This is a genomic window from Tepidimonas sp. HKU78, assembly GCF_049860815.1.
Taxonomy (GTDB): domain Bacteria; phylum Pseudomonadota; class Gammaproteobacteria; order Burkholderiales; family Burkholderiaceae_C; genus Tepidimonas.
Genome location: NZ_CP187547.1, coordinates 1 through 18,733, shown reverse-complemented (window position 1 = coordinate 18,733; position 18,733 = coordinate 1). Strand labels below are relative to the sequence as shown.

Genomic DNA, 18,733 nt, shown 5'->3' with positions numbered 1-18,733 from the left:
TTGACGCCCCACCGCCATTCGGCGACGCTGCGCCCATGGCAGTGATCTGGCGTTTTTTGGGTTGGGCAGCAGACGCCCGTGCGTGGCGTGGCGTGGGCCGCTGAGCGCTGGCTTGGCTGGCTCTATTTCTGTTTTGCCGAGCCCGGCGCGGACGGAGAGGGCAACGCGACCGCGCTGGCGCGCGCGGTGCTGGCACCCGATGCGACCCGCTTGCAGGAGGTGCAGGTCATCTTTCGGCAGCGGCCACGGCACGAGGGCCGATTGCACTTTGGCTACCGCATCGTGGAGGCGCCGGACGGCTGCTGCGGTTGTTGCCAGCGCCCTGACCGGCTTAGAGACCACACGCGGCGCTGCGCGTACACTTGGTGGATATGTCCCGAAATGTCCTGACCTTGCAACAGGCGGTGCGCGCGCACCCGGTGCTGGCCGATGTGGCCGAGCGCGCCTGGGCCTCGCGCCGCCTGTTACAGCGCGTGGCCGTGCATTTGCCCCCGGCGCTGCGGCCCTTGGTGACGGCGGGTCCGCTGGAGGAAGGTGTGTGGTGCCTGCTGGCGGCCAATCCATCGGTGGCGGCCAAGGTGCGCCAGCTCACCCCTGTGCTGCTGGCGGCGGCGCGTGCGGCCAATGCCGAGGTGCAGGTGCTGCAGGTGCGCGTGGCGGGCCGATCGACATAGCCGCGCCGGCAGGGCGCCGGCAGGTTCCACGGTGCGACTTGCTACAGGGCTACAATGGCCATATGACTGACCCGGGGCGCCGCTGTGCCGCGGGCTCGGTATCGGTTGCGCGCCGCCGTGGGCGGGGTGGCGACCTCGTCATCGTTTTCTTTGAGCCGCACGCCTGGCGGGCCGTGCGGTGGGGTTTGTATGGCCATCCCTTTTCTGACCAAGATTTTCGGCAGCCGCAACGATCGGCTGCTCAAGAGCTACCGCAAGACGGTCGAGCGCATCAATGCGCTGGAAGCCTCGTACGCCATGCTGACGGACGAGCAACTGCAGGCCAAGACGGCCGAGTTCCGCCAGCGGCTGGCCAATGGCGAGTCACTCGATGCGCTGCTGCCAGAGGCATTCGCCACCGTGCGCGAGGCGAGCAAGCGCGTCATGAAGATGCGCCACTTCGACGTGCAGCTCATCGGCGGCATCGCGTTGCACCAGGGCAAGATCGCCGAGATGCGCACCGGTGAGGGCAAGACGCTGACGGCGACACTGCCGGTGTACCTGAACGCGCTGACCGGCAAGGGCGTGCATGTGGTCACCGTCAACGACTACTTGGCCAACCGCGACGCGCAGTGGATGGGCAAGCTCTACCAGTGGTTGGGGCTGAGCGTCGGGGTCAATTTGCCGTTGATGTCGCGCGAGCAAAAGCAAGCCGCCTACGCTGCCGACATCACCTACGGCACCAACAACGAATACGGCTTCGACTACTTGCGCGACAACATGGTCTATGAGGCGCGCGACCGCGTTCAGCGCGGGCTGCACTACGCCATCGTGGACGAGGTGGATTCGATCCTGATCGACGAGGCGCGCACGCCGCTCATCATCAGCGGCCAGGCCGAGGACCACACCGAGCTGTACCAAAAGATCAAAACCCTGGTGCCGCACCTGAAGCGCCAGATCGGCGAGGCCGACCCGCGCACAGGCGAAGGCGTGATCGAGCCGGGCGACTTCACGGTCGATGAGAAGTCGCACCAAATCCACCTGACCGAGCAAGGCCACGAGCGGGCCGAGGAATTGCTCACACAAGCTGGCCTGCTGCCCGCGGGGGCATCGCTGTACGACCCGTCCCATATCACGCTGCTGCACCATTTGGTGACGGCGCTCAAGGCGCAGCATCTGTACCACCGCGACCAGCACTACGTGGTGCAAAACGGCGAGGTGGTGATCGTCGACGAGTTCACGGGCCGGCTGATGGTGGGTCGGCGCTGGAGCGATGGCCTGCACCAGGCAGTGGAGGCCAAGGAGGGCGTGGCCATCCAGCCCGAAAACCAGACGCTGGCGTCGATCACGTTCCAAAACTATTTCCGCCTGTACGAGAAACTGGCCGGCATGACCGGCACCGCCGACACCGAAGCCTACGAGTTTCAGGAGATTTATGGGCTAGAGACGGTGGTCATCCCGCCCAACAAGCCCAGCCAGCGGCGCGACGAGCAAGACCGGGTCTACAAGACGGTGGCGGAGAAGTACCAAGCCGTCATCGCCGACATCCGGGAGTGCCACCAACGCGGCCAGCCGGTGCTGGTGGGCACGTCCTCGATCGAAAACTCCGAGCTGCTGTCGCAAATGCTGCGCCGCGAGGGCCTGCCACACGAGGTGCTCAATGCCAAGCAGCACGCGCGCGAGGCCGAAATCATCGCGCAGGCGGGCCGCCCGGGTGCGATCACCATCGCCACCAACATGGCTGGGCGCGGCACCGACATCGTGCTCGGGGGTAACCTGGAGAAGATGATCGCCGCCGTCGAGGCCGACCCGGCGCTGGACGAGGCGGCCAAGCGCCAGCGCATCGAGCAATTGACCGCCCAGTGGCAAGCCGACCATGAGAAGGTCAAGGCGCTGGGGGGGTTGCGCATCATCGGTACCGAGCGCCACGAGAGCCGTCGCATCGACAACCAGTTGCGCGGGCGTGCCGGGCGCCAGGGCGACCCCGGATCGTCACGCTTTTACCTGTCGTTGGATGATCCGCTCATGCGTATCTTCGCGGGCGACCGGGTGCGCGCGATCATGGACCGCCTCAAGATGCCCGAGGGCGAGGCGATCGAGGCCGGCATCGTCACGCGCAGCATCGAAAGTGCGCAGCGCAAGGTCGAGGCGCGCAACTTCGACATCCGCAAGCAGTTACTGGAATACGACGACGTCGCCAACGACCAGCGCAAGGTCATCTACCAGCAGCGCAACGACATCATCGACGCCGTGGACCTGTCAGCCCAAGTGGCCGCGCTGCGCGAAGGGTGTCTCACCGACCTGGTGCGGCAGTACGTGCCGGCCGGCAGCGTGGAAGAGCAGTGGGACCTGCCCGGCCTGCAGCGCGCATTGGCCGAGGATTACGGCCTGACGCTGGACTTGGTGGGCGAGCTGCAGCGCGCCGAGGCGATGGACGACGAGGACATCGTGCGGCGCGTGGTCGAGGCTGCGCACGCGGCCTACGAGGCCAAGGTGGCGCAGGCGGGGCGCGCGGCGTTCACACCGTTCGAGCGTGTCGTGCTGCTGCAAACCCTCGACAGCCACTGGCGCGACCATCTGGCGGCGCTGGACTACCTGCGCCAGGGCATCCACCTGCGCGGCTACGCGCAAAAGCAGCCCAAGCAGGAGTACAAGCGCGAGGCGTTCCAGCTCTTTGCCCAGATGCTCGACGCGGTGCGCGACGAGGTCACGCGCATCCTGATGAACGTTAAAGTGCAGTCGCCCGAGCAGGTCAGCGACGCGGCGCAGCAGCTCGAGCAGCACGCCGAGCGGCTGAGCAACGTGACCTACACCGCGCCCACCGAGACCGGCGAAGCCGAGACCACCGCCGACCAGGGCCTGCTGAGCCAGCCGGCGGCCCCCGCCGTGCCGCGTGTCGGGCGCAACGACCCCTGCCCGTGTGGCAGTGGCAAGAAGTACAAGCATTGCCACGGTAAGCTCAGCTGAGTGGCAGGAGTCGACCCATGGCCGTCAATTGGACCGCCCCTGATCCCCAGACCTTGCTGCCCGTGGCGGGCGTGCGCCTGGGGGTGACCGAAGCCGGTGTGCGCAAAGCCCACCGCAAGGACCTCACGGTCGTGCTGCTCGACCCCGGCACCGCGGTGGGCGGCGTATTCACCCGCAACCGTTACTGCGCCGCGCCCGTCCAGGTGTGCCGTGACCATCTGGCCGCAGGGGTGGGCATCCGTGCGCTGGTCATCAACACCGGCTGCGCCAACGCGGGCACAGGGGAGCAAGGGCTGATCGACGCGCGCACCGTGTGCATCGCGCTGGCGCAAAAGCTCGACCTGGCGCCCGAGGAGATCCTGCCCTTTTCCACCGGCGTGATCATGGAGCCGCTGCCGGTGCAGCGCATCGTCGATGGGCTGGGCGCGGCCATCGCCGACGCGGCCGCCGACGGCGCCCACTGGCTGCGCGCGGCCGAGGGCATCATGACCACCGACACCGTGCCCAAGGCGGCCAGCGCGCGGGCCACCGTCGCGGGTGTGCCGGTGGCGGTGACGGGTATCGCCAAAGGGGCGGGCATGATTCGGCCGAATATGGCCACCATGCTGGGGTTCGTGGCCACCGATGCGGCTGTGGCCCCTGACTTGGTGCCGGAGCTGACGCGGCGCGTGGCCGACGCATCGTTCAATCGCATCACGGTCGATGGCGATACCTCGACCAACGACTCGTTCATCGTGATGGCCACGGGGCGTGCGGGCAACCCGCCCGTTGTGTCCCTGGACAGCCCGAACGGACAGGCGCTGCTGGCGGCGCTGACCGACGTGGCGCGTACACTGGCGCACGCCATCGTGCGCGATGGCGAAGGCGCGACCAAATTCATCACGGTGCGCGTCGAAGGCGGGCGCGATGCCGACGAGTGCCTGAAGGTGGCGTATGCGATCGCGCACTCGCCACTGGTCAAGACGGCATTCTTTGCCAGCGACCCCAACCTGGGCCGGATCCTGGCCGCGGTTGGCTACGCCGGCATCGATGACCTGGACCAGAGCCGCATCGAGCTGTTCTTGGACGACGTGCACGTGGTCACGCGCGGGGGGCGTCACCCAGGCTACCGCGAGGAAGACGGCGCGCGCGTGATGCAGCAGAGCGAAATCACCGTGCGCGTGGACCTGGGGCGTGGCCCCGCGGCCGAGACGGTTTGGACCTGTGACCTGAGCCACGACTACGTCAGCATCAACGCCGACTACCGCAGCTAAAGGCCATGAACGAGCCCATCGAGCGCCTGCTGATGCGGGCTGAGGCGTTGATCGCCCGCCTCGAATCCATCCTGCCGCAGCCGTTGGGCGCGCCCGACTGGGGCGCCTCGATCGCCTTTCGCTACCGCAAGCGCGGCGCGCACGGGGTGCTGGAGCCGGTGCGGCACGTGGCAACGATTCGGCTCGAGGACCTGCAGCAGATCGACGAGCAAAAAGCCAAGATCCAACGCAACACCGAGCGCTTCGTGCGCGGGCTGCCCGCCAACAACGTACTGCTGACCGGTGCGCGCGGTACGGGCAAGAGCTCGCTCATCAAGGCCTGCCTCAACGCCTACGCCGACCAGGGGCTGCGCTTGATCGAGGTGGACAAGGCCGACCTGACCGACTTGCCCGACATCGTCGACGTGGTCGCGCCACGGCCCGAGCGGTTCATCGTCTTTTGCGACGACCTCAGTTTCGAGGAGGGTGAGTCGGGCTACAAGGCGCTCAAATCGATGCTCGATGGGTCGGTGGCCGCGGCCAGCCCCAACGTGCTGATCTATGCCACCAGCAACCGGCGCCACCTGTTGCCGGAGTACCTGCGCGAGAACCTCGCCGTCACCCACACCGACGACGGTGAGGTCCACCCAGGCGAGGCGGTGGAAGAAAAAATCTCGCTGTCCGAGCGCTTCGGACTGTGGGTGAGCTTCTACCCCTTCAGCCAGGACGAATACCTGGCCGTGGTGCGCCAGTGGTTGCGGCACTACGGTGTGGACGAAGCGGCGATCGAGGCGGCACGCCCGCAGGCCCTGGTGTGGGCGCTGGAGCGTGGCTCGCGCAGTGGGCGCGTGGCCTACCAGTTTGCGCGCGACTATGTGGGCCGTCAGGCCGATGCGTCGGCTTGACGGGGCGGGGAGTCGTGCGATGACCGAAGTGCTGGTGGCCGACCCGCAGCAGCCGCGCCACGCCAGCGCGCGGTCCGTGACCGAGGTGGCCGTGGGCGTGTTGATCGATGCCGAAGGGCGCTTCTTGTTGACCACGCGGCCGCCTGGCAAGGCGTATGCCGGCTACTGGGAGTTTCCTGGCGGCAAGGTCGAGCCCGGAGAGACCGTGGCGCAGGCCCTGCGCCGCGAGCTGCAGGAGGAAATCGGCGTGACCGTGGGCGACGTCCACCCGTGGCGCGAACAGGTGGTGGACTACCCCCACGCGCTGGTGCGGCTGCATTTTTGCCGTGTCTATGACTGGCACGGCACGCTGCACATGCGCGAAGGGCAGACCCACGCCTGGCAGCGCTTGCCCGTGAGTGTGGGGCCGCTCTTGCCGGGCACGGTGCCGGTGCTGGCCTGGTTCGAGACCGATCCGCCGCGTCCGCCCGCCCGGGCCTGAGCCGGCTTTAGTGCAGGCGGGTATCGTCGGCGTTGGGGTCTTGGACCGGTGGCGCGGGGTCGGGCACGCGAAACTGCTCGCTGGCCCAAGCCCCCAGGTCGATGCGTTTGCAGCGCTCGCTGCAAAACGGGCGCCACGGGTTGTCCGGCGCGTAGCGCGACGGCCCGCTACAGGTGGGGCAGGTGACGGTGCGGGGAGTGAACGGCTGCGTCATGAACGGTATCGGGATGCCGCAAGCGCATCGGTTACACGCACAAATGCACTTCGAACTCGGCCTCGGCGTCCGCGGCGTGTTCGAGTCGTCCTTCGTCGGTGCGCCGCAGCAGCCGCACCGAAAACAGCAGCCGATTGCCGCTGATTTCGGGGATCAGCCCGAGTGCGGGGTCGAGCCACACCCGCAGCAGCTGAAAGGTGCGGCTTTGCGGCAGGCTTTGCTGATAGTGCCCCTGCGTCGCAAAGACCTTTTGGGCGACGGCCGACTCGCGCAGCAGCTGCAGCAGCAGGTGGATCGGCTCGGCCAGACAGGCAATCTCGCCCGCCCAGCGCGCCAAATCGGCCTGGCGCTGTGGCGCGGGCCGGTGCTGCCAGTCATGATAGGCCGGCAGGTCGAACGCGCACGTGCCGCCGGGAATGGTGATGCGGTTGCGCACGGCGCTGAGCCACTCGATACCCGCCAGCGCATGTCCTGCCTTGCCTTCGTCGTCGCGCAGCGTGGCGTAACAGGTGTCGATGCGCGCGATCAGTTGCTCCAGCGCCACCTCCGAGATGGCGGGATTGCCGCGATAGCCCACGAAGACCTGCTTGTGCCGGTCCAGATCTTTCAGGATCTCGGATTTGAGGTCGGCGCGCGCGCCCACCTCCATGATCTCGAACAGCGTCTGGATCGCGAAGTGGTGATCCAGTGGGTGCGCACGCGCCAGCAGCTCACCGAGCCGCAGCAACAGATGCTCCAGGCGCAGGTAGGTACGGATGCGCTCGTTGAAAGGGTATTCGTACAGAATCACGCGGGCATCATACTGGCAATCGGCGTCGCTCCCACGCGGCGCGCACGCGCGCGCGCAGGGTCTCCAGATCGACGCCGTCGTTGTCGATCACGACATCCGCTGCCGCCAACCGTTGTGCACGGCTGGCTTGCTGCGCCAGCACCGCCAGCACCTGCTCGCGTGGCCAGCCGCTGCGCGCCATGACGCGCTCGATTTGCGTCTCGGGCGTGCAGTCCACCACCCAGACGCGGTCACAGCGCTCGCGCCAGCGGGGCGATTCGACCAGCAGCGGCAGGTCGAGCACGACCGTGTCGGTCGTGCAGGCCGCGATGCGGCGGTCGATTTCCGCTCGCACCAGCGGGTGGATGATGGCCTCCAGCCGCGCTTTCGCCTCGGGGTCGCGAAAGACGAGCGCACGCATGTGGTCGCGGTCGAGCGCGCCGTCGGGCGTGATGAAGGCGCTGCCAAATGCATCGCGAATGGGCTCGATGGCGGCCCCGCCGGGCGCGGTGCAGGCACGTGAAATGGCATCCGCATCGACCACGGTCGCACCCAGCGCTGCCAGCATGGCGGCGACGGTGCTTTTGCCGCTGCCGATACCGCCGGTCAGACCGATGCGCAAAGGAGCGCCCATCACAACCCCAACACTGCCAGAATCGCCCCCGGCCCCATCGCCCACACGAGCAGCCCGCCAAACGCCAGAAACGGCCCGAACGGCACGTAGCGGCCCTCGCGCAGGGCGTCGCGCGCCCTCATGGCCAGTCCGACCACGGCCCCCAAGGCCGAGGCCACCAGCACCAGCGGGATGAGGGCTTGCCAGCCCAACCAGGCGCCGAGGGCGGCCAGCAATTTGAAGTCGCCGTAGCCCATGCCTTCCTTGCCGGTGACCAGCTTGAATGCCCAATACACCGCCCATAGTGACAGATAGCCCGCAACCGCGCCCCACAGCGCGTCGGTGAGCGTCACGCCACTGAAGCCCAGGCTGGCGGCGATCAGACCGGCCCAGGTCAGCGGCAAGGTGATGTCGTCGGGCAACAGCGTCGTGTCCCAGTCGATGAGGGCCAGCGCCAGCACGGCAGCCACGAACCCCCACCAGGCCAGTGTGGCTCCGGTGGCGCCGTAGCGGGCAAAGACCAACGCGAAAGCCACCCCCGTGACCAGTTCCACCAGCGGATAGCGCCATGAAATGGCGGCGCCGCACGCGGCACACCGCCCCCGCAGCACCAGCCAGCCCAGCAATGGGATGTTATGCACCCACCGGATGGGGGTTTGACACGCCGGACAGTGCGAGCGTGGTACCCACAGGTTGAACGGCGCGCCTTGTGGTGCTGCGGGTGCTTCCGTGGCGCTGGCCTGCAGCGCCGCGCATTCGTCCGCCCAGCGCCGCTGCAGCATCAGCGGCAGGCGGTGGATGACCACGTTGAGGAAGCTGCCGATGACCAAGCCGAATAAAACGGCGACAACCAGCCCCCATGGGCTGGGCAGAAGGAAGGAGGGGTCAGCAGACATGGTGACAGCGGATCGTTCGCGCAAAAGCACGAAAGCTGGCAGTGTAACGTCTCGTCACGCGCCGAGGCAGCCTCGCATCGGACCTTGTTCATGCCGCCTGACTGCCGCGGTGTGCCCAGCCCGTGATGCGCTTTTCCAGCCAGCTGAACAGCTCGTACATGATCATCGCCATCAGGCCAACGACGATCAACCCCGAAAACGCCAGCCCCATCTGCATCGACGAGCCGGCGGAAATGAGCAGGTAGCCGATGCCTTCGTTGGAAGCGGTCATCTCGGAGACGGTGGTGCCGACGAAGGCCAGCGTGATGGCCACCTTGAGCGAGCCGAAGAAATACGGCATCGAGCGCGGCAGGCCGACTTTGGTCAACACGTCCCAGCGCCGTGCCCCCAGCACGCGCAGCACGTCTTCCAACTCCGGCTCCAGCGTCGCCAAGCCGGTGGCGATGTTGACCATGATGGGAAAGAAGCTGATCAAGAAGGCGGTCAGGATGGCCGGGCCCGCCCCGATGCCAAACCAGACCACCAGGATGGGGACGAACGCCGCCTTGGGCAGCGCATTGAACGCCGTCATCAGGGGGTACAGCGCCGCATAGGCCAGGCGCGACGAGCCCAACAGAAAACCCAGCAATACGCCCACCACGATGGCGATGCCAAAGCCCGCCATCGTGACCCAAAACGTGCGCCAGGCATGCCCCAAGATGGCCGTGTGATGCTCCAGGGTTTGCGCCCAGATGCGCGAGGGGCTGGGGAAGATGAACTCCGAGACTTGCAGCTCGCGTGTGATGCCCTCCCAGACGACGATGAGGGCAATCAGCAGCAGCAGGGGCGACAGGCGCTCGACGATGCGACGGTTCATGTGGCGGGTGGGAAGAAAGGAAAAGCCATCACTGCTGCAGGGGCACGCCGGGCCGGCGCATGGCGCCGATGTGGCCGCGCAGCTCGTGCACGATGTCGGTAAATTCGGCCGAGTAGGTGACCTCCAGATCGCGCGTGCGCGGAATCGGGATGTCGCGCCGCACCACGAACCGACCGGGGCTCTTGCTCATGCAATAGACGGTGTCGGCCAAAAAGACCGATTCGCGCAAGTCGTGCGTGACCAGAATGACGTTGAAGCGCTGCGCCTCCCACAAATCGCGCAGCGTGCACCACAGCTCCTCGCGCGTGAAGGCGTCCAGCGCCCCGAAGGGCTCGTCGAGCAACAGCATCTTGGGCTCGTGAATGAGCGCGCGGCAGATGCTGGCGCGCTGCTGCATGCCACCGGAGAGTTCCCACGGGTATTTGTGCTCGTAGCCCTCCAGCCCCACCGAGGCCAGCAGGCGCCGCGCGCGCTCTTCGAACTCGCGTCGGCGGTCCTTGAACTGACTGCGGTAGGGCTCGACGATCTCCAGCGGCAGCAGCACGTTGTCTAGCGTGGTGCGCCAGGGCAGCAGCGACGGCGCCTGGAACGCCATACCGGAGATTTTGAGCGGCCCGTCCACAGGGCGACCGTCGACGCAGATGGTGCCGCGCGACGGGCGTTTGAGCCCCGTGGTCAGCTTCATGAACGTGGATTTGCCGCATCCCGAGGGGCCGACGATGGCGATGAATTCGCCGCGGCGCACCGTCAGGTGGATGTCCTCTACGGCGTACACCCCCTGCGCCTGCAGCGCCGGGGTGTACGCCAGCCACACGCCATCGAAGACGACGAAGGGGTCGGTTTCGTGCGCAGTGGTTGTCGTCATGGGGTTCAGCGCTTGGGCAGGACGTCGAGCACGCGCGCATCGGGGAGGAATGAACCATCCCACACTTTGCTGACGTCGACCCGGGTTTTGGTTTGGTAGGCGTCCGAAACCTGACTGGCCATCAGCGACAGGCGGCCAGGGTTGACGCGCCCGAAGCCTTCGGCGCGCGCGTCGGGGCTGGCCACGACCGAGTCGATGGCCAGCCGCAGCCGGCGCAGCTCCAGGTCGGTGTTGATGATGCCGTCGCGGGCCTTGACCGCCTGGATGCCGGTTGCGGGGTTGGCCATGACCTCGCCCGCCCCCTTGGCGAAGGCTGCCAAGAAGGCGCGCACCGCGGCCGGATGTTCGCGCAACAGCTTGGGGCTGGCGATGATGGCGTTGCCGTAGAGCTTGACCCCATACTGTGCATACGGCAGCACGACGATGTCCTCGGTCTTGACGCCGCGCGCCTCCAGGTTGAGCAGTGACGTGAACGAAAAACCCGTGATCGCATCGACGTCACCACGCACCAGCATGGTTTCGCGCAGCGGTGGGTCCATCGACGTCCAGGAAACCGGCCCCACGCCGTTGGCTTTTTCGAAAATCGGCCAGGCTTTGCGTCCCGCGTCAAAGACGGGAGCCCCCAGTTTTTTGCCGGTCAGGTCCTTCGGGCTTCGAATGCCCGACGATTTCAAGGCCAACACCGCCGCGGGGGTGTTGTTGTAGACCATCATGATGGCCACTGGCTTATTGGGCGCGTCGGGGTTGTTGGCATGGAACTCCATCAGCGCCGCCATGTCGGCCAGACCCATGTCGTAGGTGCCGGAGGCCACGCGTGTGACCGTGCCCGCCGACCCGCTGCCGGCATCGATCGTCACGTCCAGGCCGGCATCCCGGAAATAACCCTTGCTGACCGGGTGCAGAAAGAGCGCGGCGGGCCCTTCGAAGCGCCAGTCGAGCTGGAACTTGATGGGCTTGTTTTGCGCGTGGACGACACCGACGGCGAGCGTGCCCGCCACGAGGGCGGCTGCGGTGCGGAGGAACTGGCGCTTGTGCATGGGGACTCTCCAACGGGTCAAGGGTGAACGGCGGCCCGCTAAGGGCAGCGCTGAGACAGCCCACCCATGCAAAACCGATGCCAGGCGGACGCTATGCCCCGCATTGTTCGCGAGACGGGCGCTGCCGGAACCCGTGGAAACCCGCACCGCTGCACCACGCTGGTGCGGCCTTGCACCGACCCGGCGTCCCGTCGCTCAGGTCGGCGCGGGCGCCGAGCGCACGCGCGCGGCGGCCACCGCCGTCATATTGAGCACGCGCCGCACCGTCGCCGCAGGCGTCAGGATGGTGGCCGCGCCTGCCACCCCCATCAGGATGGGGCCAACCGTGACGCCGCCGCTGGTCGTGGTTTTCATCACGTTGTAGAGGATGTTGGCCGCATCCAGATTGGGGCACACCAGCAGGTTGGCGCTGCCCGACAGCGTGGAGTCGGTCAGGAAGCGTTGCCGAATCCCGGGGTCGAGCGCTGCGTCGCCGTGCAGCTCGCCGTCGCATTCGATGTCGGGGTGGGCGGCCACGAACAGGTCGCGCGCCGCGCGCATCTTGCGGGCGCTGGCGCGTTTGGACGAACCAAAGGTGGAGTGCGACAGAAACGCCACTTTGGGCACGATGCCGAAGCGCTGCACCTCTAGCACCGCCATGGCGGCGATCTCGGCCAGTTGCTCGGCGCTCGGGTCTTCGTTGACGTAGGTGTCGGTGATAAAGATAGGGCCGCGGTCGGTGTTGACCGCGTTGAGCGCGGCATAGAGCGACGCACCGGGCTGACGCCCCAGGATGGCATCGATGCGCTCCAGATGGGTGGTGTAGGTACCCACCAGTCCACAGATGAGCGCATCGGCGTCGCCCAGGCGTAGCATGAGCGAGCCGATGATGGTGTTGGAGCGCCGAACCGCGGCCTTGGCCACCTCGGGCGTGGCGCCGTCTCGCTTGAGCAGATGGTGGTAGGTTTCCCAGTACTGGCGAAAGCGCGGGTCGTCTTCGGGGTTGACGTTCTCCACGTCCACGCCCAGGCGTAGGTGCAGGCCGGCCTTGCGGATGCGGGCTTCGATCACGGCGGGGCGCCCGATCAGGATCGGCTGGGCGATACCTTCTTCCAGCGCCAACTGGGCCGCGCGCAGCGCGCGCTCGTCCTCGCCGTCGGCGTAGGCGACGCGCGCCTTGGGTTGGGCGGCTTTGGCCACGCTGAAAACCGGGCGCATCAAAATACCGGTTTGGTACACGAAGCGCTGCAGGCTGTCGCGGTAGGCCTCGATGTCAGCGATCGGGCGGGTGGCCGCGCCCGAATCCGCTGCCGCTTGCGCCACCGCCGGCGCGATGCGCAGAATGAGCCGCGTGTCGAAGGGTTTGGGGATGAGGTAGTCCGGCCCGAACTGCAGTTCTTGCCCGGCGTAGGCGGCAGCCACCTCGTCGCTGATTTCGGCCTTGGCCAGCGCAGCGATCTCGCGCACGCAAGCCAGCTTCATCGCGTCGGTGATGCGCGTGGCCCCGCAGTCGAGCGCACCGCGGAAGATGTACGGAAAGCACAGGACGTTGTTGACCTGGTTGGGATAGTCCGAGCGCCCGGTGGCGATGATGCAATCGGGCCGCGCGGCCTTGGCCACCTCGGGGCGGATTTCGGGCTCGGGGTTGGCCAGCGCCAAGATGATGGGGCGCTCGGCCATGGTTTGCACCATCGCGGCGCTCAGCACGCCAGGGGCGGAGCAACCCAAAAAGACGTCCGCGCCGCGCACGGCGTCAGCCAGCGTGCGCGCGTCGGTGCGGCGGCAGTAGCGGCGCTTGGATTCGTCGAGCCGCCCGGCGAGCGCGTCCTCGCGCTGATCGTGGATCACGCCCTTGGAGTCGCACACCAGGATGTTGTCCGCCTGGGCACCGAGCGCGACGAAGAGGTCTAGCACCGCGATCGCAGCCGCGCCCGCGCCCGAGACCGCGATACGCACTGCGTCGATGGGCTTGCCCACCAGCTCCAGCGCGTTGATCAGCGCCGCTGCGGAGATGATGGCCGTGCCGTGTTGGTCGTCGTGAAAGACGGGGATTTGCAGGCGCTCACGCAGTCGCCGCTCGATATAAAAACACTCGGGTGCCTTGATGTCTTCCAGATTGATGCCGCCCAGCGTCGGCTCCAGCGCGGCGATGATGTCGACGAGCTTGTCGGGGTCTTTCTCGGCCAGCTCGATGTCGAACACATCGATGCCAGCGAATTTCTTGAACAGGCAGCCCTTGCCCTCCATCACCGGCTTGCCTGCCAGCGGGCCAATGTCGCCCAAACCCAGCACCGCGGTGCCGTTGGTGATCACACCCACCAGGTTCGCGCGGCTGGTGTAGTCGGCGGCCTTGTGGGGGTCGGCGGCGATTTCCAGGCAAGGGTACGCCACTCCGGGCGAGTAGGCGAGGCTCAGGTCGCGCTGGTTGGACAGCGCCTTGGTCGGCGTGACCGAAATCTTGCCACGGGTGGGGGTGCGGTGGTACTCGAGTGCGGCGTCGCGCAGGGCTTGTTCGGCAGGGGTCATGATGGATGGCGGTCAAAAATATGCCGACCTATAATAAATCAGCCATGCATCGACCCGCCTACCGCTGGCCCTATTGGCTGGCCCTCATTGCCGTGCTGTGGACGTCGCTGTCCCCAGCACTCGCACGGGTGTGGGTGGACGAGAGGGTCGAGCGCATCGAGATTTGCACCAGTACCGGTGTCGTCTGGGTGTCTGCCGGTGCGCCGACGGACGGTGCGGCGGACGTCGGCAGTACCCCTACAGCGCCGGCGATGGCTGCCATGGCGTGCGACTGGTGCCTGTTGCATGCGGGAGCGTGGAACGTTCCACCGGGTGAGCACGTCGCGCCGGTCGCCTTCGCGGTAGCCATTACCCTTGCCGACGCGCCCATCGCTTCTGCTTTCGACGAAGATCATTGGTGGCGTCCCCAGCCGCACGCGCCACCGCTCCTGTCGCCGTCTCTGCGCTGATTGGGCGGCCAACCCTCGGCCCGCTAGGTGGCGGGTCGGAGTGGCCTGACGCAGAGGTCCGCCAGATGGCGGGCCGTTGGACAGGAGTGATCCATGGCATCGACAAACGATGCGCACGCGCCGGGCCGTCGCCGGGTGCTTGGGCTTGCGGCCGCGTGCATGATCGTCGCTGCGGGACTTGCCGCCTGCGACCGCTCGCCCACCCCCGCGTTTCGGGGGATCGACGTCACCGGCGCGCCCTATGGGCGTGAGTTACAGCTGACCGACCAGTTCGGGCAGCGACGCACCTTGGCTGATTTTCGTGGCCAGGTCGTGATGCTGTATTTCGGCTTCGTGCAGTGCCCAGACGTTTGCCCGACATCGCTGGCGCGCGCGGCGGAGGTCATGCAGCGGCTGGGGCCCGACGCCGACCGGGTGCAGTTGCTATTCGTCACCGTCGATCCCGAGCGCGACACGCCCGAGCTGCTGCGCGAGTACCTGGCCGCGTTTCACCCTCGCTTTCTGGGGCTGACCGGAACGCCGGACGAGATCGCCGCAGCGGCACGCGAATTCAAGGTGTATTACGCCAAGGTCCCCACCGGCAGCAGCTACACCATGGATCACTCCGCGCAAACCTATCTCATCGACCCGCAAGGGCGGCTGCGCATCGTGCTCAAGCACGAGCAGTCGGCCGAGGATTACGCCCATGACGTGGCTGCTCTGCTGCGCGAAAGCGCCAGCGGCGGGTAGATGCCTTTTTTGTTTTTTCTCAAGGAGCCCAACCATGAAAACCTGGACCCGCGTGACTGCCGCCGCTGCCACCGCCTTGGTTGCCAGCGCCGTATGGTCACAGACCGTTACCGTCGAGGAGCCGTGGGTGCGCGGGACGGTCGCACAGCAAAAAGCCACGGGCGCTTTCATGCGCCTGAAAGCCGACCAGCCGGTGCGCCTGGTGGCAGCCGCCTCGCCGGTGGCCGGTGTCGTGGAAATCCACGAAATGGCCATGGACAACAATGTCATGAAGATGCGCCAGATTCCCGGGCTGGACTTGCCCGCCGGCAAGACGGTCGAACTCAAACCGGGCGGTTATCACGTGATGCTGATGGACCTCAAGCAGCCCGTGTCTGCGGGTCAAACCGTACCGCTGACCCTGGTGTTCGAGACCGCGGACAAGCGCCGTATCGAGCAGCAGGTGCAAGCGCCGGTGCGGGCGCTGGGCGCCCGGCAGGAGCCGTCTCACGATCACGGCCACAAACACTGAGAGAGAACCGGGTTCGGTCCCGATTGGATCGGTGTGCGTTGCGATGTCGCGGCTCACCCGGGCAGCGTTGCTTCGGCGGCGGCGCGCTCGGGACGGCGGAGGGCGGTGGCGGGTGGCGATGCGGCCCCCGCGCCGCGCTCGAACGTGACCACATGATCCATCTCGACGCGGATGCCGATCCACTCGCCCACTGCATGGTCGTGGTGGGACGGCACGTGCGTCATCACCGTCTCGCCGCTGGCCAGCCGCAGGGTGTACAGAAACTCCGAGCCGCGAAACGCCTTGCGCACAATTTGCGCTTTGACCGGGGCGGCGTCGTCGTGCACGATGTCGTCGGCGCGCAGCAGCACATCGCACAGCCCGTCGGGATAGGCGGTGGGCAAGGGACATTCCTGCACGTCGCGCAGGTCGCCCAGCGGTGTCTCGACCACGACGTCGTCGCCCAGCGCGCGGATGCGGGCCGGCGCGAATACCCCGTGGCCGATGAACTCGGCAACGAACCGTGTCGCGGGGCGATGGTAGAGGGTGTAGGCGTCGTCCCACTGGTGCAGTCGGCCCTGGTGCATGACGCCGATCACGTCACCAATGGCAAACGCTTCCAACTGGTCGTGCGTGACGAATAGGGCGGTCAGGCCGGCCGCTTTGAGGATGGCACGGATTTCGTGCGCCAGACGCTCACGCAAATCCACGTCCAGATTGGAAAAAGGCTCGTCCAGCAGCAGCAGTCGCGGCTGTGGCGCCAATGCCCGCGCCAACGCCACTCGCTGTTGTTGCCCACCCGAGAGCTCGTGCGGGTAACGCCCCTGCATGCCGGCCAGCCCGACGAGTTCAAGCACCTCCGCCACACGCGCGCGGCGTTGCGGTGCAGGCAGGTGAGCCAGCCCGAAGGCGACGTTGCGCTCGACGTTCAGATGGGGAAAGAGCGCATAGTCCTGAAACACCATGCCGATGCGGCGGTGTTCGGGCGGCACATGCACGCCCGGGGCGCTCACCTCCTGACCGCCGAGCACGATGGCGCCGCCGCTCAAGTGCTCCAATCCTGCCACCGCGCGCAGTAGCGTGGTTTTGCCGCAGCCCGACGGTCCGATGAGCACGCCGATATCCCCGGCACGCAGCGCGAGCGTGACGCCATCGACGGCAGGCTGACCCGATCCAGGGTAGCGCACCGTCGCCTGAGTGATCGACAGTTCCATACGCGCATTGTAGATAATGCGTATTCTCATTTCTTGCGCCATGAAACCTGTCCACTCCACTGCTGTCAGCCATCTTGCTGCGTCGGTGCCTTCCGTACCCCCCCGGCGGCGCTCCCATGGGGTGGCACCCTCGCGTGCCCTGGCGCGGATCGGTTTGACGTTGTTTTCGCTGTGGCTCGCTCTGCCCGTGTTGGCGCTGCTGCTGGCAGCGCTCACCTGGGATGCGGGCTCGACCGCCGTGTTGCGCGAGATGGCGGTCACCGTGCTGCCCGACTATGTGCGCACCACGCTGTGGGTGTGCGCGGTGGTAGCCGTCGCCGTCGGCGTCGTGGGGTCGGCAACGGCCGTGGCCGTCACGGTCTTTGACTTTCCGGGCCGGCGCACGGCCGAGTGGCTGCTGCTGCTGCCGCTGGCGGTACCCGCTTACGTGGTCGCCTACGCTTACACCGACTTTTTGCAGTACTCGGGGCCGCTGCAAACCGCGCTGCGTGAGTGGACCGGCTGGCAAGGCCGGTTGTTGCCCGAGATCCGCAGCCCCTGGGGCGCGGCTTGGGTCTTTACCTTCACGCTCTATCCGTATGTGTATTTGTTGGCGCGCACCGCGCTGAGCGAGCGCCCCCCCCAGTTGCTGGAAGCCGCGCGGCTGCTGGGCGCGCCGCTGGGCCGGCGGCTGCGCGAGGTGGCGCTGCCGATGGCCCGCCCCGCGATCGCGGCCGGTGTGGCCCTTGCGCTCATGGAAACCTTGGCGGACTTTGGCGTCGTCAGCTACTTTGGGGTGCAGACGTTCACCGCGGGCATCTACAATGCGTGGCTGGTGATGGACGACCGCACCGCCGCGGCACAGTTGGCCATCATGTTGCTGGCGTGGGTGGCGTTGCTGTTGTGGGTGGAGCAGCGCGCGCAGCGACGGATGCGCTTTGCCACCCAGCGTGTCGCGCGCGGCAGCGCGGAGGCGCAGCCAGTGCGCTTGCGCGGGGGGCAGGTGGTGGCCGCGTGGTTGGTCTGTGCGCTGCCCGTGATGTTTGGATTCGTGCTGCCGGTGCTGTTCATGCTGCGGCCGTTGTGGCATGGCTGGGACGAGCTGCCGTGGCACGCCTTTGGGGGCTGGGCGCGCAACAGTCTGGTGCTCGCGGCAAGCAGTGCCGCGCTGGCCACGGCAGCCGCTTTGGCGCTGGCGCATGCGGCGCGCCGCATGCCCGGGGCGCTCACGCGGGTGCAGGTGCGCATCGTGGGCCTGGGCTATGCCGTACCCGGGGCCGTGGTGGTGGTGGGCCTGCTGCTGCCGGTGGGTTGGGCACAGGCGCGCTGGCCGGACAGCCATGTGGCGTACTGGGTCACGACCACCGTTTTGGGTATTGTGTGGGCCTATTTGGTGCGCTTTACCTCGGTGGCGCTGCAATCGGTGCAAAGCGGCTACAGCCGCATTCCCCGCAGTTGGGATGATGCGGCGACGACGCTCGGTGTCGCCGGTGCGGCGCTATGGTGGCGCGTGCATTGGCCGCTGCTGCGCCGATCCGTGCTGGCCGCAGCGTTGCTGGTGTTCGTCGATGTGATGAAAGAGCTGCCAGCAACGTTGGTGCTGCGTCCGTTTGACATGGACACGCTGGCGGTGGTGGCGCACCAGTTGGCGCGCGACGAGCGCCTGGGCGAGGCGGCGTTGCCCGCGTTGACGCTGGTGGCCGTGGGTTTGGTGCCGGTGATATGGCTCAGCCGTGCCATGCGCCGTGGCGAGGCGTCGGCGTGCTGATGACCCGGCACGCGAATGCGCTCGCCGACGGATGCCGGGTTGGTCCCCCCGCCAGGAATCGAACCTGGATTTGCCGCTTAGGAGGCGGCCGTTCTATCCATTGAACTACGG

Annotated in this window: 19 protein-coding genes; 10 read left to right on the top strand and 9 right to left on the bottom strand. The window is 67.1% G+C overall.

The features are described from left to right. Nucleotides 1-78: 78 nt before the first annotated feature. From ACPYIS_RS00095 to ACPYIS_RS00070, 6 genes are all read left to right on the top strand, one after another. The gene (locus ACPYIS_RS00095; RefSeq protein WP_424858825.1) at nucleotides 79-390 is read left to right on the top strand and encodes a PQQ-dependent sugar dehydrogenase; all 312 of its coding nucleotides are present in this window, start codon (nucleotides 79-81) and stop codon (nucleotides 388-390) included. After that, complete coding sequence (locus ACPYIS_RS00090) at nucleotides 372-674, top strand: hypothetical protein (RefSeq protein ID WP_424858826.1); 303 nt, start codon at nucleotides 372-374, stop codon at nucleotides 672-674. The genes ACPYIS_RS00095 and ACPYIS_RS00090 overlap by 19 nt, the downstream gene beginning before the upstream one ends. A gap of 189 nt (nucleotides 675-863) precedes the next feature. Continuing rightward, entirely contained in the window at nucleotides 864-3,620 is a 2,757-nt protein-coding gene (gene secA / locus ACPYIS_RS00085) for a preprotein translocase subunit SecA (protein WP_424858827.1), read from the top strand. A gap of 17 nt (nucleotides 3,621-3,637) precedes the next feature. After that, nucleotides 3,638-4,873, top strand: coding sequence for a bifunctional glutamate N-acetyltransferase/amino-acid acetyltransferase ArgJ (argJ, locus tag ACPYIS_RS00080; protein WP_424858828.1), 1,236 nt, complete (start codon nucleotides 3,638-3,640; stop codon nucleotides 4,871-4,873). Nucleotides 4,874-4,878: 5 nt separating this feature from the next. Continuing rightward, nucleotides 4,879-5,757, top strand: coding sequence for an ATP-binding protein (locus ACPYIS_RS00075; protein ID WP_424858829.1), 879 nt, complete (start codon nucleotides 4,879-4,881; stop codon nucleotides 5,755-5,757). A gap of 19 nt (nucleotides 5,758-5,776) precedes the next feature. Then, entirely contained in the window at nucleotides 5,777-6,238 is a 462-nt protein-coding gene (locus ACPYIS_RS00070) for an NUDIX domain-containing protein (RefSeq protein ID WP_424858830.1), read from the top strand. A gap of 7 nt (nucleotides 6,239-6,245) precedes the next feature. Here ACPYIS_RS00070 and ACPYIS_RS00065 read toward each other — a convergent pair whose 3' ends face one another. The 8 genes from ACPYIS_RS00065 to ACPYIS_RS00030 all read right to left on the bottom strand — a co-directional run bounded on the left by ACPYIS_RS00065 (nucleotide 6,246) and on the right by ACPYIS_RS00030 (nucleotide 13,993). After that, complete coding sequence (locus ACPYIS_RS00065; protein ID WP_424858831.1) at nucleotides 6,246-6,452, bottom strand: DNA gyrase inhibitor YacG; 207 nt, start codon at nucleotides 6,450-6,452, stop codon at nucleotides 6,246-6,248. Nucleotides 6,453-6,483: 31 nt separating this feature from the next. Next, nucleotides 6,484-7,242 (bottom strand): cell division protein ZapD, encoded by a 759-nt coding sequence (gene zapD, locus ACPYIS_RS00060; RefSeq protein WP_424858832.1) that lies wholly within the window; start codon nucleotides 7,240-7,242, stop codon nucleotides 6,484-6,486. Nucleotides 7,243-7,249: 7 nt separating this feature from the next. Further along, nucleotides 7,250-7,855 (bottom strand): dephospho-CoA kinase, encoded by a 606-nt coding sequence (gene coaE / locus ACPYIS_RS00055; RefSeq protein ID WP_424894414.1) that lies wholly within the window; start codon nucleotides 7,853-7,855, stop codon nucleotides 7,250-7,252. Beyond that, entirely contained in the window at nucleotides 7,855-8,730 is an 876-nt protein-coding gene (locus ACPYIS_RS00050) for a prepilin peptidase (RefSeq protein ID WP_424858834.1), read from the bottom strand. The genes coaE and ACPYIS_RS00050 overlap by 1 nt, the downstream gene beginning before the upstream one ends. 88 nt (nucleotides 8,731-8,818) lie before the next feature. Next, nucleotides 8,819-9,586 (bottom strand): ABC transporter permease, encoded by a 768-nt coding sequence (locus tag ACPYIS_RS00045; protein WP_424858835.1) that lies wholly within the window; start codon nucleotides 9,584-9,586, stop codon nucleotides 8,819-8,821. Nucleotides 9,587-9,614: 28 nt separating this feature from the next. Then, nucleotides 9,615-10,451: an ABC transporter ATP-binding protein gene (locus ACPYIS_RS00040; RefSeq protein ID WP_424858836.1), complete on the bottom strand. Its 837-nt coding sequence runs from the start codon at nucleotides 10,449-10,451 to the stop codon at nucleotides 9,615-9,617. A 5-nt stretch (nucleotides 10,452-10,456) separates the two neighbouring features. Next, nucleotides 10,457-11,488, bottom strand: coding sequence for an ABC transporter substrate-binding protein (locus ACPYIS_RS00035; protein WP_299021114.1), 1,032 nt, complete (start codon nucleotides 11,486-11,488; stop codon nucleotides 10,457-10,459). A gap of 195 nt (nucleotides 11,489-11,683) precedes the next feature. Next, nucleotides 11,684-13,993, bottom strand: coding sequence for an NADP-dependent malic enzyme (locus ACPYIS_RS00030; protein WP_425973739.1), 2,310 nt, complete (start codon nucleotides 13,991-13,993; stop codon nucleotides 11,684-11,686). Between the two features lie 44 nt (nucleotides 13,994-14,037). On the opposite strand from ACPYIS_RS00030, the gene ACPYIS_RS00025 reads away from it, so the two are divergent. The 3 genes from ACPYIS_RS00025 to ACPYIS_RS00015 all read left to right on the top strand — a co-directional run bounded on the left by ACPYIS_RS00025 (nucleotide 14,038) and on the right by ACPYIS_RS00015 (nucleotide 15,682). Then, the gene (locus ACPYIS_RS00025; protein ID WP_424894416.1) at nucleotides 14,038-14,442 is read left to right on the top strand and encodes a DUF2946 family protein; all 405 of its coding nucleotides are present in this window, start codon (nucleotides 14,038-14,040) and stop codon (nucleotides 14,440-14,442) included. A gap of 93 nt (nucleotides 14,443-14,535) precedes the next feature. After that, complete coding sequence (locus tag ACPYIS_RS00020) at nucleotides 14,536-15,171, top strand: SCO family protein (RefSeq protein WP_424894417.1); 636 nt, start codon at nucleotides 14,536-14,538, stop codon at nucleotides 15,169-15,171. 34 nt (nucleotides 15,172-15,205) lie between these two features. Beyond that, nucleotides 15,206-15,682 (top strand): copper chaperone PCu(A)C, encoded by a 477-nt coding sequence (locus ACPYIS_RS00015; protein ID WP_424894418.1) that lies wholly within the window; start codon nucleotides 15,206-15,208, stop codon nucleotides 15,680-15,682. A 53-nt stretch (nucleotides 15,683-15,735) separates the two neighbouring features. Here ACPYIS_RS00015 and ACPYIS_RS00010 read toward each other — a convergent pair whose 3' ends face one another. Beyond that, nucleotides 15,736-16,875, bottom strand: a complete 1,140-nt coding sequence (locus ACPYIS_RS00010) for an ABC transporter ATP-binding protein (RefSeq protein ID WP_299021128.1) — start codon at nucleotides 16,873-16,875, stop codon at nucleotides 15,736-15,738. A 40-nt stretch (nucleotides 16,876-16,915) separates the two neighbouring features. On the opposite strand from ACPYIS_RS00010, the gene ACPYIS_RS00005 reads away from it, so the two are divergent. Next, nucleotides 16,916-18,622: an ABC transporter permease gene (locus ACPYIS_RS00005; RefSeq protein ID WP_424894419.1), complete on the top strand. Its 1,707-nt coding sequence runs from the start codon at nucleotides 16,916-16,918 to the stop codon at nucleotides 18,620-18,622. Nucleotides 18,623-18,733: the final 111 nt, after the last annotated feature.

Bases quoted from the DNA above. Each gene is read 5' to 3' on its own strand.
- ACPYIS_RS00090 (WP_424858826.1), top strand. From the start codon at position 372: ATGTCCCGAAATGTCCTGACCTTGCAACAGGCGGTGCGCGCGCACCCG.
- secA (WP_424858827.1), top strand. From the start codon at position 864: ATGGCCATCCCTTTTCTGACCAAGATTTTCGGCAGCCGCAACGATCGG.
- argJ (WP_424858828.1), top strand. From the start codon at position 3,638: ATGGCCGTCAATTGGACCGCCCCTGATCCCCAGACCTTGCTGCCCGTG.
- ACPYIS_RS00075 (WP_424858829.1), top strand. From the start codon at position 4,879: ATGAACGAGCCCATCGAGCGCCTGCTGATGCGGGCTGAGGCGTTGATC.
- ACPYIS_RS00070 (WP_424858830.1), top strand. From the start codon at position 5,777: ATGACCGAAGTGCTGGTGGCCGACCCGCAGCAGCCGCGCCACGCCAGC.
- ACPYIS_RS00065 (WP_424858831.1), bottom strand. From the start codon at position 6,452: ATGACGCAGCCGTTCACTCCCCGCACCGTCACCTGCCCCACCTGTAGC.
- coaE (WP_424894414.1), bottom strand. From the start codon at position 7,855: ATGGGCGCTCCTTTGCGCATCGGTCTGACCGGCGGTATCGGCAGCGGC.
- ACPYIS_RS00050 (WP_424858834.1), bottom strand. From the start codon at position 8,730: ATGTCTGCTGACCCCTCCTTCCTTCTGCCCAGCCCATGGGGGCTGGTT.
- ACPYIS_RS00045 (WP_424858835.1), bottom strand. From the start codon at position 9,586: ATGAACCGTCGCATCGTCGAGCGCCTGTCGCCCCTGCTGCTGCTGATT.
- ACPYIS_RS00040 (WP_424858836.1), bottom strand. From the start codon at position 10,451: ATGACGACAACCACTGCGCACGAAACCGACCCCTTCGTCGTCTTCGAT.
- ACPYIS_RS00035 (WP_299021114.1), bottom strand. From the start codon at position 11,488: ATGCACAAGCGCCAGTTCCTCCGCACCGCAGCCGCCCTCGTGGCGGGC.
- ACPYIS_RS00030 (WP_425973739.1), bottom strand. From the start codon at position 13,993: ATGACCCCTGCCGAACAAGCCCTGCGCGACGCCGCACTCGAGTACCAC.
- ACPYIS_RS00025 (WP_424894416.1), top strand. From the start codon at position 14,038: ATGCATCGACCCGCCTACCGCTGGCCCTATTGGCTGGCCCTCATTGCC.
- ACPYIS_RS00020 (WP_424894417.1), top strand. From the start codon at position 14,536: ATGGCATCGACAAACGATGCGCACGCGCCGGGCCGTCGCCGGGTGCTT.
- ACPYIS_RS00015 (WP_424894418.1), top strand. From the start codon at position 15,206: ATGAAAACCTGGACCCGCGTGACTGCCGCCGCTGCCACCGCCTTGGTT.
- ACPYIS_RS00010 (WP_299021128.1), bottom strand. From the start codon at position 16,875: ATGGAACTGTCGATCACTCAGGCGACGGTGCGCTACCCTGGATCGGGT.
- ACPYIS_RS00005 (WP_424894419.1), top strand. From the start codon at position 16,916: ATGAAACCTGTCCACTCCACTGCTGTCAGCCATCTTGCTGCGTCGGTG.